The sequence below is a fragment of the Profundibacter sp. genome (genome assembly GCF_965277155.1).
Lineage (GTDB): Bacteria > Pseudomonadota > Alphaproteobacteria > Rhodobacterales > Rhodobacteraceae > Profundibacter.
Window position 1 is genome coordinate 34,256 of the sequence record NZ_CBDIBV010000004.1, and the last position, 16,681, is coordinate 50,936.

Annotated in this window: 15 protein-coding genes; 9 read left to right on the top strand and 6 right to left on the bottom strand. The window is 57.8% G+C overall.

Features of this window, described 5'->3' with window-relative positions:
• Positions 1-8: 8 nt before the first annotated feature.
• The 3 genes from tusD to dsrA form a co-directional block, all read right to left on the bottom strand.
• On the bottom strand, positions 9-401 hold the full coding sequence (gene tusD / locus ACQY4M_RS02145; RefSeq protein WP_428540230.1) for a sulfurtransferase complex subunit TusD: 393 nt from the start codon (positions 399-401) through the stop codon (positions 9-11).
• A 12-nt stretch (positions 402-413) separates the two neighbouring features.
• On the bottom strand, positions 414-1,496 hold the full coding sequence (gene dsrB / locus ACQY4M_RS02150) for a dissimilatory-type sulfite reductase subunit beta (protein WP_428540233.1): 1,083 nt from the start codon (positions 1,494-1,496) through the stop codon (positions 414-416).
• A gap of 75 nt (positions 1,497-1,571) precedes the next feature.
• Complete coding sequence (gene dsrA / locus ACQY4M_RS02155) at positions 1,572-2,873, bottom strand: dissimilatory-type sulfite reductase subunit alpha (protein ID WP_428540236.1); 1,302 nt, start codon at positions 2,871-2,873, stop codon at positions 1,572-1,574.
• 260 nt (positions 2,874-3,133) lie between these two features.
• Between dsrA and ACQY4M_RS02160 the strand changes: the two genes are divergently transcribed.
• Genes ACQY4M_RS02160 through cysG form a run of 4 tightly spaced genes read left to right on the top strand, consistent with a single transcriptional unit; the run spans position 3,134 to position 5,935 of the window.
• On the top strand, positions 3,134-4,060 hold the full coding sequence (locus tag ACQY4M_RS02160) for a TauD/TfdA family dioxygenase (RefSeq protein ID WP_428540239.1): 927 nt from the start codon (positions 3,134-3,136) through the stop codon (positions 4,058-4,060).
• Position 4,061: 1 nt separating this feature from the next.
• Complete coding sequence (locus tag ACQY4M_RS02165) at positions 4,062-4,259, top strand: hypothetical protein (protein WP_428540242.1); 198 nt, start codon at positions 4,062-4,064, stop codon at positions 4,257-4,259.
• Positions 4,252-4,464, top strand: a complete 213-nt coding sequence (locus ACQY4M_RS02170) for a DUF6967 family protein (RefSeq protein WP_428540245.1) — start codon at positions 4,252-4,254, stop codon at positions 4,462-4,464. The genes ACQY4M_RS02165 and ACQY4M_RS02170 overlap by 8 nt, the downstream gene beginning before the upstream one ends.
• Positions 4,465-4,495: 31 nt before the next feature.
• The gene (gene cysG, locus ACQY4M_RS02175; RefSeq protein WP_428540248.1) at positions 4,496-5,935 is read left to right on the top strand and encodes a siroheme synthase CysG; all 1,440 of its coding nucleotides are present in this window, start codon (positions 4,496-4,498) and stop codon (positions 5,933-5,935) included.
• A gap of 265 nt (positions 5,936-6,200) precedes the next feature.
• Here cysG and ACQY4M_RS02180 read toward each other — a convergent pair whose 3' ends face one another.
• A complete protein-coding gene (locus ACQY4M_RS02180) occupies positions 6,201-7,244 on the bottom strand; it encodes an IS5 family transposase (protein WP_428539221.1) in 1,044 nt (347 codons plus the stop codon).
• 114 nt (positions 7,245-7,358) lie between these two features.
• Between ACQY4M_RS02180 and ACQY4M_RS02185 the strand changes: the two genes are divergently transcribed.
• On the top strand, positions 7,359-8,402 hold the full coding sequence (locus ACQY4M_RS02185; protein ID WP_428539227.1) for an IS5 family transposase: 1,044 nt from the start codon (positions 7,359-7,361) through the stop codon (positions 8,400-8,402).
• A 227-nt stretch (positions 8,403-8,629) separates the two neighbouring features.
• Positions 8,630-9,733 (top strand): YeeE/YedE family protein, encoded by a 1,104-nt coding sequence (locus tag ACQY4M_RS02190; protein ID WP_428540251.1) that lies wholly within the window; start codon positions 8,630-8,632, stop codon positions 9,731-9,733.
• Positions 9,734-9,910: 177 nt separating this feature from the next.
• Here ACQY4M_RS02190 and ACQY4M_RS02195 read toward each other — a convergent pair whose 3' ends face one another.
• The gene (locus tag ACQY4M_RS02195; protein ID WP_428540254.1) at positions 9,911-11,017 is read right to left on the bottom strand and encodes a P-loop NTPase; all 1,107 of its coding nucleotides are present in this window, start codon (positions 11,015-11,017) and stop codon (positions 9,911-9,913) included.
• Between the two features lie 117 nt (positions 11,018-11,134).
• Positions 11,135-11,779 carry a TetR/AcrR family transcriptional regulator gene (locus tag ACQY4M_RS02200; protein WP_428540257.1) on the bottom strand — a complete coding sequence of 215 codons (645 nt, stop codon included), beginning with the start codon at positions 11,777-11,779 and terminating at the stop codon, positions 11,135-11,137.
• 101 nt (positions 11,780-11,880) lie between these two features.
• On the opposite strand from ACQY4M_RS02200, the gene ACQY4M_RS02205 reads away from it, so the two are divergent.
• The 3 genes from ACQY4M_RS02205 to ACQY4M_RS02215 are packed head-to-tail and all read left to right on the top strand — an operon-like array spanning position 11,881 to position 16,675.
• Positions 11,881-13,431, top strand: a complete 1,551-nt coding sequence (locus ACQY4M_RS02205) for a trimethylamine methyltransferase family protein (protein ID WP_428540260.1) — start codon at positions 11,881-11,883, stop codon at positions 13,429-13,431.
• 11 nt (positions 13,432-13,442) lie between these two features.
• A complete protein-coding gene (locus ACQY4M_RS02210; RefSeq protein ID WP_428540263.1) occupies positions 13,443-14,627 on the top strand; it encodes a mandelate racemase/muconate lactonizing enzyme family protein in 1,185 nt (394 codons plus the stop codon).
• Between the two features lie 11 nt (positions 14,628-14,638).
• Positions 14,639-16,675, top strand: coding sequence for an FAD-dependent oxidoreductase (locus ACQY4M_RS02215; RefSeq protein WP_428540266.1), 2,037 nt, complete (start codon positions 14,639-14,641; stop codon positions 16,673-16,675).
• Positions 16,676-16,681: the final 6 nt, after the last annotated feature.

Here is a 16,681-nt window from a genome sequence, read left to right on the forward strand (position 1 = left end):
TTTTCCCCCTAGTCCCCGAAAGTCATCAGACGATCAGCGTCGATGGCCATTTCAATCAACTGCCCAAGGCCGGAAATCCGGAAGCCCTCGGCGATATTGTCGGCATCCTTGCCTTGACGGTCTGCTTCGTTTTTATCCAGCAGACCACGACGCTGGGCCGCTGCAATACAAATCACCAAATCCGTGCCGTGTTCTTTGGCCAAGGCGCTCCACTGTTGCTGGATGTTGCGTTCATCCTGTGGCGGGATTGACAGGCGCGTGCCCACATTAACCCCGTCGTGATAGAAAAACACACGTGGCACTTCGTGTCCCGCCGCAAGCGCGGCGGTGACGAAATGATAGGCCGTATCAGACGCTTGGTGCGTATATGGGCCTTCGCTTACAACGACTCCGAATTTCACGTTGATCGCTCCTTAGAAGTGGATGTGGGCCGACTGGTTCATGGATTTACGTGCGCCGGTCCATGTATCCAGATGGTGTTTGGTAAAGGCCAGATCGGTCATTTCAAAGAACCGGTTCCAACCGATACGTTCGATCCATTCGCCCATACGTTCCCAATGCTTGGCATCCTTTTTGTAGGCTTTGATGATGCGCTTTACCACAGCGTTCACCTCGGGCCAATGCGGCGCGTTGTTGGGCAGGTTGGCGACGGCCAGCTTGTGGAATGTCGGCTTGGAGCGCGCATTCGAGTGCTTGCCGCCCACCCAGATCGCAATCTTGGTGGAATCGTCGCCGTTGATCTGCATCGGTGGACATGGCGGGTAACAGGCGCCACAGCAAACGCATTTCTTTTCGTCAACTTCCAGCGTCGGCTTGCCGTCCACCATCGCAGGGCGGATCGCAGCCACAGGGCAACGGGCCACAACAGCGGGGCGTTCACAGACGTTGGCAACCAGATCGTGGTTGATTTTCGGTGGCTTGGTGTATTGCACGTTGATCGCAATATCGCCTTGGCCGCCACAGTTGATCTGGCAACAGGATGTTGTGATGCGCACGCGATTCGGCATCTTTTCCTGAATGAATTCCTCGTGAAGCATGTCCATCAGACCCTTCACAACACCGGACGCATCGGTGCCCGGAATATCGCAGTGCAACCAGCCCTGCGTGTGGGAAATCATTGTCACAGACGCACCGGTGCCGCCCACGGGGAAGCCCTCTTCGCCCAGCTTGTCGATCAGCGGCTGAACCTTGGCTTCGTCCGACATCATAAATTCGATGTTGGAGCGGGTGGTGAAGCGGACGTGTCCGTCGGCAAATTCGTCGCCGATATCACACAGCTTGCGGATAGTGAAAACGTCCATCTGGCGCTGGGTGCCGGCGCGAACGGTAAAGATTTCGTCCCCCGATTTCGAAACGTGGTGCAAAACACCGGGGCGAGGGCGATCGTGATAGGCCCAGTTGCCGTGGTTCTTTTCCAGCACGGGGTGCATGTATTGGTGGTGATCCGGTACACCGACCTCGTCTGCGGCTCTGGGTGTGGTTTTTTCGTTGCTCATATTCTTCTCCCTGTCTCTGCGCGCCCCGCCAAGGGGCGGCAGAGTTCTAGTTATCAGTCATCCGAAACCGGCGGTTTATTCGCCTGCAACCGTCATACCGGCCTCAACCGCTTTGCGTTCGAACCATTTGGCGGCTTCGTCGTCAAAATCATCGGTTCTGACATAGCTGGATGTGCGCGGGTGGTTGACCATGTTCGGGTCAGCCTCGACACCAACCGCCTCGAGGAACGCCGGCAGGCCGATGCGGTCGATGGTTTCTCCGACGCGTTCGTGCTCCAGCGCGTTGTCGGCAAAGAATTCGATGCAGGTTTCTGCAAATTCTTCCAGATCGTCAAAATCTTCCTGTGTTTCCAGCTTGATGAATGGTTTAACCATGATGCCCATCATGTCGCCCACTTTCAGCGAACGTTTGCCGCCGATCATCACCGATACACCTTTGTCGTCACCCAGGCTAAGCGCCTTGGTCATAACATTGATACAGTGCATGCAGCGCACACAAGATGCGTTGTCGATTTCCATCGTGTCATCGTCATGCAGCGAAATCGCACGGGTCGGGCACATGTTGACCACGGTATCAATGGTATATTTACGACCCACGTTTGCGACGTGTTCCTTCACCTTTTCCTGATCAATCTTGATGTCGTCACGCCATGTGCCGATCACCGCAAAGTCGGCACGGTGGATCGCGTTCACACAGTCGTTACCACAGCCCGAGAATTTGAACTTGAACTTGTATGGCAGCGACGGACGATGCATTTCATCAAGGAAAGCGTTGATAATCTGGCGGTGCGCCTTGCCTTCGTCAAAGCAGGAATGCTCGCAACGGGCAGCACCAACGCAGCTCATGGCGGTGCGCAATGCAGGGCCAGCGCCCCCAAGGTCAAAGCCCAATTCGTTGATCGCATCAAATGCAGCCTGGGTGTTTTCAGTGGTACAGCCCTGCAACATGATATCGCCGGACTGACCATGCAGCGCGATCAGGCCCGAGCCATGCTCTTCCCAGATATCACACAGTTTGCGCAGAATCTCGGTGGTGTAGTGAAAGCCGGGGGGCGGCATAACCCGCAGGGTGTGAAATTCTTTGGATTCGGGGAATTTGTCAGCCACTTCGGAATAGCGCGGGATGATACCGCCGCCATAACCGAACACGGACACAACGCCACCTTTCCAATACCCTTTACGGTTCTCGTAGGAATGGTTCAGCTGCCCCATTAGGTCATTCATCATCGGCGCATATTGTTCGCCTTTGGCATCACGCAGCCGTTTTAAGCCGGTGACAAAGCTCGGCCAAGGGCCGTCTTCCAACTGGTCAAGCATAGGTGTTGGGTGAATCTCGGCATCTTTTGCTTTGCCGTCTTTGTGATCGCCATCTTTCATAACAAACTCCCTGTTTGCGCGTTTCTTCGGGTTTTGCCCCCCGAATTTGGTTTAAGCCCCAAAGTTAGATCACCTGTCTGGTCGTTATTCTTTCGACCGGCGCAACCTAAAATTCCGGAGCCTTGTTTGACTTGGATTTTACATTACACTTTTTGAATGTAAAGATAAAGCTGTGCCAAAAATCGGTTTGCATCTAAATATTCCGATAATTAGATACAAAACGAAACAATCTTAGCCGTAATGCGTAAGGAGAGACATTAATGAACGATTCCCGGGCCCGCTATCCGAATGGCAATCCTTTTGCGCTTGGGGATGACTCAGCCTATCAAGCGTGGCGCACGGACAAGTTGCAACAAACATCTGAATTGCTTGAAAAATCCGACCCGGTCGAAATTGCTGATCTAGCGGCCGTAACACCAGCCGAACAAGACGAGTTGTTTCGCCGTTGTGAAATATCCAACGCTGTTTTCTACCGCGATATGCAGAAAACTGCCGTCCCGGACGAGGCCAGCAAAAAAATGCGGCTTTTTGCCGAAAAACTGGGTTTGTGCATCGCGGAAAAGCACCGATCGGCGGGAAAAGACGGAATCGTTTCCCTCCAGGTTTCAGATTCGCCCGGTCAAAAAGGCTATATTCCCTATTCGACAAAACCGATGAATTGGCACACCGACGGCTACTATAATGCACCTGATGAAAAGATCCGCGCGATGGTTCTGCATTGTGTGCGCGCCGCACAGGATGGTGGCGTCAATCAGGTGTTCGATCCGGAAATCGCCTATATCCGCCTGCGTGACGAAAACCCCGATTATATCGAGGCACTGTCACACACCAGCGCGATGGCCATTCCGGAAAACCGCGAACCAAACGGCAATGTGCGTCCCGCCAGCATCGGCCCCGTGTTCGAGGTGAACAATGATACCGGCCATCTGGAAATGCGCTATACCGCCCGCACCCGTTCGATTGAGTGGCGCGATGATTCCGCCACCCGGGCCGCCGTGGATTTCCTGAATTCGGTGATGAATTCGAATGATCCTTATATCCAGACCATCAAAATGCAGGACGGCGACGGGCTGTTATGCAATAATTCGCTTCACAACCGCACGGGTTTTGACGCAAACAGCGAAAAGCCCAGCGCGCGCCTGCTTATGCGTGTAAGGTTCCACAATCGCGTTACAGGGAGAAACTGAAATGGCCAAACTTAGCGACCTTATTATAGGACACCCGGAAATTGACACCTTCAAGGCGCTCGAACTATTGGTCGCCCATGCTGGCGAGTCAGGCGAGATGTTTCTGGAGTTCGACGTCAAACCTGACTACAAGGATACGCCCAGAAAATGGGAATGGCGGCTAGAGGCCGTATTTGCAGCGGGGCTGAAATATGTCTGACGAAGTCATCACAGACGTTGCGGAATTCAATTTTCCATTCAAAAAGCATGTGACGCTGAAAAACGTCGCCTATGACAATGGATCAAACTGGCTGCGCGTGACCATCCGCGAACAGCGCCGCTTTACCATCTTTGATCTGGACCCCGAAAGTGCTGCCGATTTCGGTGCTACCCTATCGGAATGGGCGAAAAGCAATCAGGGCTAGGCCCGATCCTATATATAAAGAGACGCGCGCAATGGATTACCTTCCTATCTTTCTTGATATCACCGACAAACTGGTCGTCGTGGATGGCGGCACAACCGTGGCCGCCCGCCGCGTCGAACGCGCCCTTCTGGCGGGCGCCAAAGTGCATCTGTTCGACGAAAACCTGTCGGATGAATTCAGCACATTGCTGGGCCACGAAAACCTGACCCACCACCCCCGCGCCATCACAGCCGAGGATATAGCCGGTGCCGTGGTCGCCTATGGCGCCTCCGAGGACGCGGCCCGCGACACCCTGCTTTATACCGCCGCCAAACAGGCCGGTGTTCTGGCCAATGTCGCGGATGTGGGCGAATACTGCGATTTTATCACCCCCTCGGTGGTGGATCGTTCGCCATTGGTTATCGCCATATCCTCGGGCGGCACCGCCCCCGTGATTGCCCGCATCCTGCGCGCCCGTATCGAAAGCCTGCTGCCCCCCGCATACGGGCGCATGGCCGAATTCCTTGGCAAGTTCCGTGACCGTGTGCTGGCCGGTATCAAAGGCACCACCGAACGCCGCCGATTCTGGGAAACCATGATCGACGGGCCTGCGGGTGACCATTTCCTTGCCGGCGATCTGGAGCGCGCCGAAAGCCACCTCTTGTCCTCGCTCGAATGTGCCACCGGCAAAGGCGCACCATGCGAACAGGGCGAAGTGTTCCTTGTCGGGGCTGGCCCAGGTGATCCTGATCTTTTGACCTTCCGTGCCCTGCGCCTGATGCAACGCGCCGATGTTGTGCTTTACGACCGGCTGGTGGGGGATGGTATCCTTGAACTGGTGCGCCGTGACGCCGAACGCATCTATGTCGGCAAACGCCCCGACAACCACGCAATGTTTCAGGAAGACATCAGTGCGCTGATGGTGAAACTGGCCAAAGACGGCAAACGCGTGCTGCGCCTGAAGGGGGGCGATCCCTTCATTTTCGGGCGCGGCGGCGAGGAAATCGAGATGCTGGCCGAACACAACATCCCCTTTCAAGTGGTGCCCGGCATCACCGCGGCCGCCGGCTGTTCCACCTATGCCGGCATCCCGCTGACCCACCGCGACCACGCCCAATCCTGCATCTTCGTCACCGCCCACGGGCGCGAAGGGGTGCTTGATCTGGACTGGGACGTGCTGACCCGAAAAAACCAGACCGTTGCGGTTTACATGGGGCTGTCCAGTCTGAAAGTCCTGTCCGAAGTCTTCGCCAGCCACGGTGTTGACCCGACCACACTGGCCGCGATCATCGACAACGGCACCCGGCCAAACCAGCGGATCATCACCGGCACCATTGCCGATCTGTATCAAAAGGCGACCGAGGCCAAATTCACCGGCCCCTCGATTATCATCATCGGCGGCGTGGTCACCCTGCGCGACAAACTGGGCTGGTTTGCAGATGATCAGGACGGGAAATTCGGTATGAGCCTGACCCCCAAAGGTTCGCTCTAAAACATCTTTGTTCCCTAAATATCCCCGCCGGAGGCATAAAATCTCTTCTATACCCCCCTGCCCAAAGCGTAAAACCGTTTGGCCCCTGCATGAACATATGATTATAGGGAACCTCTAAAAATCCCCCAAAATCCGGCCTGACGGGGTAGAATCGTCATCAGGAAGACCTCTGCATGAGGCCATGGCTTTCGGTTGAAGCAAGATTTCGGCCGCCCACCTTGCGCCCCTGCGGGTCCGGCGGACAGACGGGTGGCGGGGTTTGGGGCTATGCGATTGCGGGGGTTTGCGGGTTGAGGGTGATCCTGTTTGCGGCCTTGAGCAGGTTTTGCGCGATGGCGGCCATGACCATCTGGGCATGCACCCTGGCGCGCCCGAAATATCTCGCCCGCTGCAGGCCGAAGAGGCGTTTCATCGTGCCGAAAGTCTGCTCGATGCGGAAGCGGCGTTTCGAAATCAGCCGGTTGAAGCGTTTCTCCGATTGCCGCAGGGGGCGGCCGCGCGCTGCCTTGCGCAGGATGCCGTCGCGGTATTTGCCGCGCAGCATCTGGCGGTTGGCCTTGCTCGCATAGGCCTTGTCGGCCAGCACCCGCTGCGCCTTTGCGCCCGCGATCATGGTGGCGAATTCGGGGCTTTCGGCGGCATTGGCGGGCGTGGTGTGCACCTTGTCGATAAAGCCCTCTTCGTCGCAGCGGGCAAAGCCCTTGTAGCCGAGCGTGCTCTTGCGGCCCTTCTTGACCCAGCGGGCATCAGGGTCGGCGCTGAAATGCAGCTGTGCCCCGTCGGGTGAGACCTCGGGCGGATCATCCGGCGTCCCTTCCCTTGCCCCGTCCTCTGCCCGGTCCTGCGGGGCGTCGATATGGGTGCGCGGGCGCGCCGCCGCCGCGATCAGGGTCGCATCAATGATCGCCGCCTCAGCCTCTTTCAGCTTCAGCCCATGCGCCTCGATCTGGCGGCAGACCTCGGCCAGCAGCTCATCGTAAACGCCACCCCGGACCAGCGCATTGCGGAACCGGCAGTGGGTCGTCTCATCCGGCACCGACGCGTGCAGATCGAGCCCGCAGAACAGCATGAAATCCAGCCGCACCTTCAAGGCCCGCTCCAGCTTCGGGTCGCTCAGCCCGTGCCACTGGCCAACCAGAAGACACTTGAACAGAACCAGCGGATCATAGCCCTGAGGCCCGATCCCCGAGCGCCCCAGACCGCGCCGCAGGATCGGCAAAAACGAGTTCCAATCCATCAGCGCGTCGATCTTCGACAGAACGTCATCCGCGCCGATCCGTGCCGCCGCTTCGTGCAGGAAAAGGTCCATCTATTCACCCCAGAGATTTCCCGGCTAGCTTACCAAAACGGCCAACCCGGGGGAATCCCGATGTTATGCAGAGGTCTTTCAGGATGAAAATGATTCGACCGACGGGGTTTTGTCATGGGTCAGATGGGATTTTTTGATCTTTCCAGCCGATACGCGGGACTGGACAAATCTGGTGATCCGCTGGTGTTGCTCAACGACATGGTGCCGTTCGAGGATTACCGGGACGAGCTGAAGGCCATATGGCGCACGCCGCCCGAACAGCGCAAATCCAACGCTGGCCGCCCGCCTTGGGATGAGGTGCTGATATTCAAGACGATGGTTTTGCAGCAGCTCTACAACCTCTCTGACGATCAGATCGAGTATCAGATCCGCGACCGCCTGTCGTTCATGCGGTTTCTCGGCCTTGGCATTGAAGACAGCGTACCTGACGCCAAGACCATCTGGGCCTACCGTGAAAGGCTGGCCGGGGCCGGGAAGATGAAGGAGCTGTTTGACAAGTTCGATGCCTTTCTGCGCGAAAAGGGCTATCTGGCGATGGGCGGGCAGATTGTTGATGCGAGCATCGTTCCGGCGCCGCGCCAGCACAACAAAAGGGACGAGAACGAGAAAATCAAGGCGGGCGAAACGCCTGAAGAGTGGGAGGAAAAACCCCACAAGAAGCGCCAGAAGGACGTGGATGCGCGCTGGACGAAGAAGCACGGCAAGAGCTATTACGGCTACAAGAACCACATCAATGTCGACCGGCGGCACAAATTCATCCGCGCTTATGATGTCACCGATGCCGCCGTGCATGACAGCCAGGCGCTTGCCGGTCTGATTGATGCGAGCAACACCTCATCGGACCTGTGGGCCGACAGCGCCTATCGCTCGCAAAAGATCGAAAGCGAGCTGGAAGAGCGGGGGCTTCACAGCCATATCCATCACAAGGGCAGGCGCGGCAAGCCGCTTGGCGAGCGCCAGCAAAAGGCCAACCGGAGGCGCTCGAAAGTGCGGGTCCGGGTCGAGCATGTATTCGCTTTTCAGGAGCGCTCCATGGGCGGCAAGCTGATCCGCTCCATCGGCCTGAAGCGGGCGCGATTTCGCATCGGGATGATGAACCTGGTCTACAACATGAAGCGCTTCGTCCAGTTCGAATGCGGCCTGGCGGCGCCGGGATAAGGGTTCATGGGGTGAGGTGTGCCTGAAATACCCAAAACCGGCTTGAAACCGGTGAAAATGGGTTTATGATCCGAAGCAATCAGGCGGGACAGGCGAAAAACCGTCCACCCCGCCGCGAAGAAGGCGAAAACGGGAATTTACAGAGGTTCCCTATATGCTAATATGTATGCAGGGGCGCAAAGAATCCCCTGTAAAATATAATAATCTACGTCTGACAGGATGGTGAAATGCTGGAAACGCTACGGGAAATGGTGATTGAATCACCAGGTTTTTATGTCGCTTGGGGCGGCCTGATCATTGCAACGGTGTTCGGATACATTGTTTATGTGACCAACTTCTGCACAATGGGCTCGATATCGGACATGATGTCGTTCGGGGACAAACGCCGCTTTCGTTCGTGGCTGCTGGCCACCGCAACGGCAATGCTGGGCGTGGCCCTGCTGCAAAAACTCGAGGTCGCGGATTACCGCACCACCATGTATATGGCGCCCAACCTGACGTGGCTGGCCAATATCGCGGGTGGTCTGACCTTCGGCTTTGGCATGGTGCTTTCGGGCGGGTGCCTGTCGCGCAATCTGGTACGGGCGGGGTCCGGCGATCTGCGCTCGGGCTTTGTGCTGCTGGTGGCGGGGCTGTTTGCCTATATGACCATCGGCGGGCTGATCGGCCCGATCCGCGTGGCCCTGTTTGGCAGCGCAACCGTTGATCTGTCGGAACTGGGCATGGAAACACAGGGCTTCGGCGATTTCATCGCACATTTCACCGGCATGGACCTTGGCCTGTCGACCACAATCGCACTAGCCGTCCTTGCAGGCGGGCTGCTGGTTTACTGCTTCAAGGATGCAGGCTTTCGCAAATCCCCCACCCACATCATCGCAGGCGTTGGCATCGGGCTGTGCGTCACGGCGGGCTGGCTGCTGACCGGCCTTGCACAGGATGAATTCGCCGATGTGCCAGTGGCGCTGGCCTCGCTGTCCTATATGCGCCCCGCTGGCGACACGCTGGACTACCTGATGCGCGCCACGGCTTATTCCGGCCCCAGCTTCAACGTGATGACCTTTGCTGGCGTGCTGCTGGGCGGCTTCCTTGGCGCGCTTAGCAAAGGCAAACTGTCGATGACCACTTTTGCCGATAAATCCGACACCGTGCGCAACACAATCGGCGCGGCGTTGATGGGCATCGGCGGGGTTGTCGCACTGGGCTGCACCATAGGCCAGGGCGTCACCGGCTTTTCCACCCTTGCGGTTGGCTCCGGCCTCACACTGATGTTCATCGTACTGGGGGGCATCCTTGGCATCAAATACATGGAATGGGCCGCCATGCGCGGCTAAGCCCTAACGCTTAATAACAAAAGCCCCGCCAACCAGACCGGTTCGCGGGGCTTTCTTATGTCTGAAACAAGGGACAGCATCCCCTTCTTCTTGCTCTAAATACCTTCGCCGAAGGCAAAACGCGCGCGCCTGCCAAGGGGCGCGCGTTGGTCGTCGGGCGTCAGCCCGGCGAAACCGCTATTCCTCGTCACCTCCGGCCTCGCCCATCAGGGTGGCAACCTTCATCGCAATGGTCTTGTAAACCTTGGCATGCACCCCGTCCGGCTCGGCAATCACCACCGGCGTGCCTTCGTCCGAATAATGCCGGATATCCATATGCAACGGCACCGCACCCAGGAACATCACACCCAGCTTGGCCGCTTCTTCCTGCGCGCCGCCATGGCCGAAGATATCCGATTTCTCGCCGCAATGCGGACAGACAAAAGTGCTCATATTCTCGATGATCCCCAGAATGGGCACATCCACCTGTTTGAACATCTTCAGACCCTTGCGCGCGTCAATCAGCGCCAGATCCTGCGGGGTCGATACTATTACCGATCCGGCCAGCGGCACCTGTTGTGCCAGCGTCAGTTGCGCATCCCCCGTGCCCGGCGGCATATCCAGAACCAGCACGTCCAGCTCGCCCCACTCCACTTCGCGCACCATCTGCATCAGCGCCGAAACCACCATAGGGCCGCGCCAGATCACCGGCGATTCCTCGTCCATCAGGAACCCCATCGACATCACCTTCAGACCGTATTGGTCAATCGGCACGATCCGCTCGTTCACGATATTGGGCCGCTCGGTAATCCCCATCAGACGCGGGATCGAGGGGCCGTAGATATCCGCATCCAGCAGACCAACTTTCAGCCCCAGCGCCCGCAACCCCAGCGCAAGGTTGACCGAGGTGGTCGATTTGCCAACCCCGCCCTTGCCCGACGCCACCGCCAGAACCGCCTTCACCCCGGGGATCGCCCCCGCCGCAGGCCGCATATCCGGCCCGACCGGGCGATCCGGCTTGCTGCTTAACTTGGGTGCTTCTCTATCGCGTGGTTCGACCGGCTTTTCGGCGGTCAGAACCACCAGAACCGTTTCCACCCCGTCAATCGCCGCCACTGCCTCTTCGGCCTCTTTTTGCATCCCGCCGGCGCCTTCATTGGCCCCCGGCGGCAGCGAGATCGAAAAGATCACCTTACTGCCCTGCACCACAATATCCGAAACCATCCCGGCCGTTACGATGTCCTTGCCATCCGGTCCGTAAACAATGCCCTTCAGCTTATCCAGCACCTTGTCTTTCACTGTCATTCTCCCCTGTGATGCCCCCCGTGCCCGTTATCGGAAAAGGGGATTGTTTCCATCCTGAAAAATATTCGCAAACTTGAATGTAACAGATAGTCTAGAATAATTCCAGAGATCACACCGTTATTCTTTGCGCCCGGCATGGCGGGCGCGAAACCGCCGGATTTCGGCCTCGGTCGGGGTTTGACCGGTATAGACTGCTGCATATTCCGGCATCCGGCTGATACGTTCTTCAAGCGGTTCTTCCACCTGCATCGAGATATACCCGACCTGCGTATACAGCACCGTCATCGCACGCACCTCGGCCTGTGCCGCGCTATAATCAAACCGCTGGAACATCTCCATGATTGCCGCCTTGCGCAGCGCGTCCGCCTGATCAATCCGCACCTGCACCGTCGGATCATTATGCGCCCAGCCGCGAACGGCCCGATCCAGACGCGCGTCAAACAGGTCTTCATCCAGCCAGCAATCATACAGGTTGAACATCGCTTCGGTGATGGTCTCGGCATAGGCTTGGGTCTGGCGCACCAGATTGCCGGTGTTCTTGGCCTCCCACATCCGCAACAGCGCCTCAAGCAGCGCCTCGCGGTCCTCGAAATGCCAGTAAAAGCCGGTGCGCGACAGGCCCAGCGCCTTGGCCAGCGGCATCACCTTTACGGCCTCGACCCCTGATTCCACCAGCATGTCATAGGCCGCTTGCAGCCAAAGCGATTCAGAGCCACGCGGTGCGGTTTTACGGTCAGGCTTTGATATTACTAAATTTTCCATGGACCACGGTTTACCCGACACACCGTCGGGGGACAAGCATATTGACAGATATGCTTTGTTTCTCGACAGTAGTGTCGATTCTAACCGGCAAAGGGTTTCCTATGGCATCTTCCCCTCAAAGACGCGGCAGGCGTGGTAACAAACGCAGCACCGAGGCGGGGCAAAACCCGCATATGTATATGCCCTATATCACCCGTAAAATCCCGCCATATGACCTGCTGGATGAAGAAAGCCTGATCCGTATCGAACAGGGTGCCGACCGGATACTGGCCGAAATCGGCATCGAATTTCGCGATGATCCCGAAACCGTGCGCCTGTTCAAACAGGCCGGCGGCAAGGTGACCGAAGTTTCCGCCACAACGTGGAACATTAAATTCGAACCCGGCCTGATCCGCGCCCTGCTGAAAACCGCCCCGTCACAATTCACCCAGCACGCCCGCAATCCGGCCAAATCCGTACAGATCGGCGGCGATGCAACGGTATTTGCGCCTGCTTACGGATCGCCCTTCGTGATGGATCTGGACAAGGGGCGGCGTTACGGCACCATGCAGGATTTTAAGAACTTCGTGAAGCTGGCCCAAAGCAGCCCATGGCTGCACCATTCGGGCGGCACCATTTGCGAGCCCACCGATATTGCCGTCAACAAACGCCATCTGGATATGGTTTACGCCCACATGCGCTATTCTGATCGCGCCTTTCTGGGATCAATCACCGCGCCCGAACGGGCCGAGGACAGCATTGAAATGTGCCGCATCCTGTTTGGCGCGGATTTCGTAGACAATAACTGCGTGATCATGGGCAATTTCAACTCGACCTCGCCACTGGTCTGGGATGGCGTTTCCACCCGTGGCATCCGCGCTTATGCCGCCGCCAATCAGGGATCGATCCACCTGCCTTTCCTGCTGGGGGGTGCGGTTGCGCCGCTGACAATGGCAGGCGCCATCGCGCAGAACCTTGCCGAAAGCATGGTGGGCTGTGCCCTGACCCAACTGGTGCGCCCCGGTGCGCCCACGGTGCTGGCGTCTTTCCTTGTGACGCTGGCAATGCGGTCAGGCTCGCCCACTTTCGGCACGCCGGAACCGGCTGTCGGCAGCCTTGTCATGGGTCAACTGGCCCGGCGGCTGAACCTGCCCCTGCGCAATGCCGGCAATTTTTCCACCTCGAAACTGCCCGACGGGCAGGCCATGCAGCAAAGCATGATGTCGATGATGTCCGCTATTCAAAGCGGCGGCAACTATATCCTGCACTCCGCCGGTTTTCTGGATGGGTTGCTGTCGATGTCCTGCGAGAAATTCATCATGGACACCGACATGTGCGGCGCACTGCACAGCTATCTGAACGGGATCGAGGTAAACGATGATACGCTGGGTTTCGAGGCACTGGCCGAAAAAGGCCCCGGCGAACATATGTTCGGCTGTGACCACACCATGCGCCACTATAAAACTGCCTATTGGGACAGCGGCTTTACCGATGACCAGCCGTTTGAAACTTGGACCGAAGCAGGCGGCGAAGACGGTATGATCCGCGCCAACCGCCAATGGAAAAAACGCCTTGCCGACTATCAGGCCCCGCCGCTGGATATTGCCAAAGACGACGCGCTGAAAGAATTCATTGCCAAGAAAAAAGCATCGGTAGAAGATGCGTGGTACTAGGGGGAAACTCGATGAAAATCACCAATATCAAGGTCACCCATGTAAACATACCGTTTGATGCACCGTTCTGGTGGACGGCCGGCCTTTATGCAGGGGCCTCGAAATCCATCATCGAGGTGGAAACCGATGCGGGTTTGATAGGTCTGGGCGAAGCCCCGTGGTGGCATTTTGGCGAGGTGATCAAATCCGAAGTTGCACCTGCGCTGATCGGGATGGACCCTCTGGATTTGGCGGCCTGCGAGGCACGCTGTGTGCCACCCTACCAGATCACTGCAAATACGGGTGAAAATGCCGCGTCGGTCGCCTTTGGTGCCGTTGAAATTGCCTTGTGGGATATCCGAGCCAAAGCATTTGAAATGCCGCTCTATCAACTGTTGGGTGGTGCGGTGCGCAAAGACATCAAATTCTCGGAGTATTTTTCATTCCGCCCGAAACAGGGCGACGCCGGTGGTGAAATGACCCCCGAAGCGATCACCGACTATTGCCTAAGGATGCAATCCGAACACAACGCAAGCATCTTCGAGGGCAAACTGATCATGGGCGATCCGCAACTGGAAATCAAAACCGTTCGAATGCTGCGCGAGGCCCTGGGGAACGATGTGCAGATCAAACTGGATTCCAACATGCAATATTCCCTGACCACGGCACGCTGGTTATTACGGGAACTGGAACCCTACAACATTCGCAACTACGAAGACCCTGTCGCCACATTCGAGGAAATGGCCGCCCTGCGCCAACATTCTATCATTCCGTTCTCGACCCATATCCCTGACCTGCGCCGCGCTGTCGCTTTGGGGGCACCCGACTATTTTGTTTGCAATTTTGCCGCCCTTGGCGGGCTGTCCAGAACCCTGAAATTTATCGCCGCCTGCGAGGAAATGGGTAAAGGTTTCTGGTGTTATTCCAACGATCTGGGCATCATGACCGCTGCCTATCTGCACGTCAGCGCCGCAACACCGCATATCACCGAAGCCTCGCAATCCCTGTTTCGTTGGCAGGTCGGCGATGTGATCAAGGACGGCCCGTTCCTCCAGACCAACGACACAGTCCGCGTTCCAGAAGGTTATGGCCTCGGGGTTGAACTTGATCCGGTGGAAATGCAACGCTGGGCCAACCATTTTCAGGAGAATGGCCCAATCAGCCATTTTGATGATCCACATAATCCCGGCGTATATCGCCGCTTGCCCCTTCACTAAAGGAAAGATCAATGTCCAATGATCCCCTGCTGCAGCCCTACCAGCTAAAACACCTCACCCTGAAAAACCGGATCATGACCACCAGTCACGAGCCCGCCTACCCCGAAGACGGCATGCCCAAGGACCGCTACCGCGCCTATCACGCTGAACGCGCCAAGGCGGGGATCGCTCTGACCATGACCGCCGGATCGGCCGCCGTGTCCAGGGACAGCCCGCCGGTGTTCAACAACATCCTGGCCTACAAGGACGAGGTGGTGCCGTGGATCAAAAACCTGACCGATGCCTGTCACGAACATGGTGCTGCGGTGATGATCCAGCTGACCCATCTGGGCCGGCGCACCCGCTGGGACAAGGGCGACTGGCTGCCGGCTGTCACCCCGTCGCATAAACGCGAACCGGCGCATCGGGCCTTTGTCAAAAAGATGGAGGACTGGGACATCGCCCGTATCATCACCGATTACGCCGATGCCGCCGAACGGATGCAGGCCGGTGGCATGGACGGGATCGAGCTTGAGGTGTTCGGCCATCTGATGGACCAGTTCATCTCGCCGCTGACCAACACGCTTGAGGCCCCATACGGCGGGTCGCTGGAAAACCGGATGCGGTTTTCCATGGACGTGCTGCGCGCCATTCGCGAACGGGTGGGGGATGATTTCATCGTCGGCATGCGCTTCACCGTGGACGAGGCCCAAAAGGGCGGCACCACTTTCGAGGACGGGATCACCGTGTGCAACACATGGCGCGACAGCGGTATGGTGGATTTTCTGAATGTCATCCGCGGGCGCATCCACACCGATCCGGCGATGACCGATGTGATCCCGGTGCAGGGCATGAAAAACGCCCCGCATCTGGATTTTGCCGGCGAAGTGCGAGCGGCCACCGGTCTGCCCACCTTCCACGCCGCCAAAATCCCCGATGTTGCCACCGCGCGGCACGCGGTATCCGCCGGTCTGCTGGACATGGTCGGCATGACCCGCGCCCATCTGGCGGATCCGCATATCGTGCGCAAGATCATCGAGGGACGCGAGGATGATATCCGCCCCTGCGTCGGCGCCACCTATTGTCTGGACCGGATTTATCAGGGTGGAGAGGCTCTGTGCATGCACAACGCCGCCACGGGGCGCGAATTGACCATGCCGCACGACATCCCGCCCGCAAAGACGCGCAAAAACGTGGTGGTCGTCGGCGCAGGCCCCGCCGGTCTGGAAGCCGCGCGTGTGGCTTCCGAGCGCGGCCACAAGGTCACCGTGATTGAAGCCGCCTCTGATCCCGGTGGGCAGGTCCGCCTGACCGCGCAAAGCCCGCGCAGACGCGAAATGATCAGCATCATTGACTGGCGCATGTCCCAATCCGCCGCCCGTGATGTGGAATTCCGTTTCAACACATGGGCCGAGGCCGATGATGTCATGGCCCTGTCCCCCGATGTGGTGATCATCGCCACGGGGGGCCTGCCCGATACCGAAGTGCTGGAAACCAGCAATGATCTGGTGGTGTCGGCATGGGACATCATCGCGGGTGACGTGAAGCCGGGCCAGAATGTGCTGGTCTATGATGATGCGGGCGACCACCCTGCCCTGCAAGCCGCCGAAGTGATCGCCAACAGCGGCGCGCATGTGGAAATCATGACACCTGATCGCAGCTTCGCCCCCGAAATCATGGCGATGAATCTGGTGCCCTACATGCGCGCGCTTCAGGACAAAGACGTCACCTTTACCGTCACCCGCCGCCTGATGGACGTGGAACGCGACGGCAACCGGTTGCGCGCCATCATCGGCACCGATTACAGCGATTACCGCAGCACCGCCACCTATGACCAGATCGTGGTGAACCACGGCACCCTACCGCTGGACGATTTGTATTTCGCGCTGAAACCATCCTCAAGCAATCTGGGCGAAGTGGATTACGACGCGCTGATCGCGGGCCAGCCGCAAACCGTCAGCACCAACCCCGAAGGGGCATTCCAGCTGTTTCGCATCGGTGATGCCATATCGGCGCGCAACACCCATGCGGCGATCTATGATGCTTTGCGATTGATGAAGGATATTTAACACAGG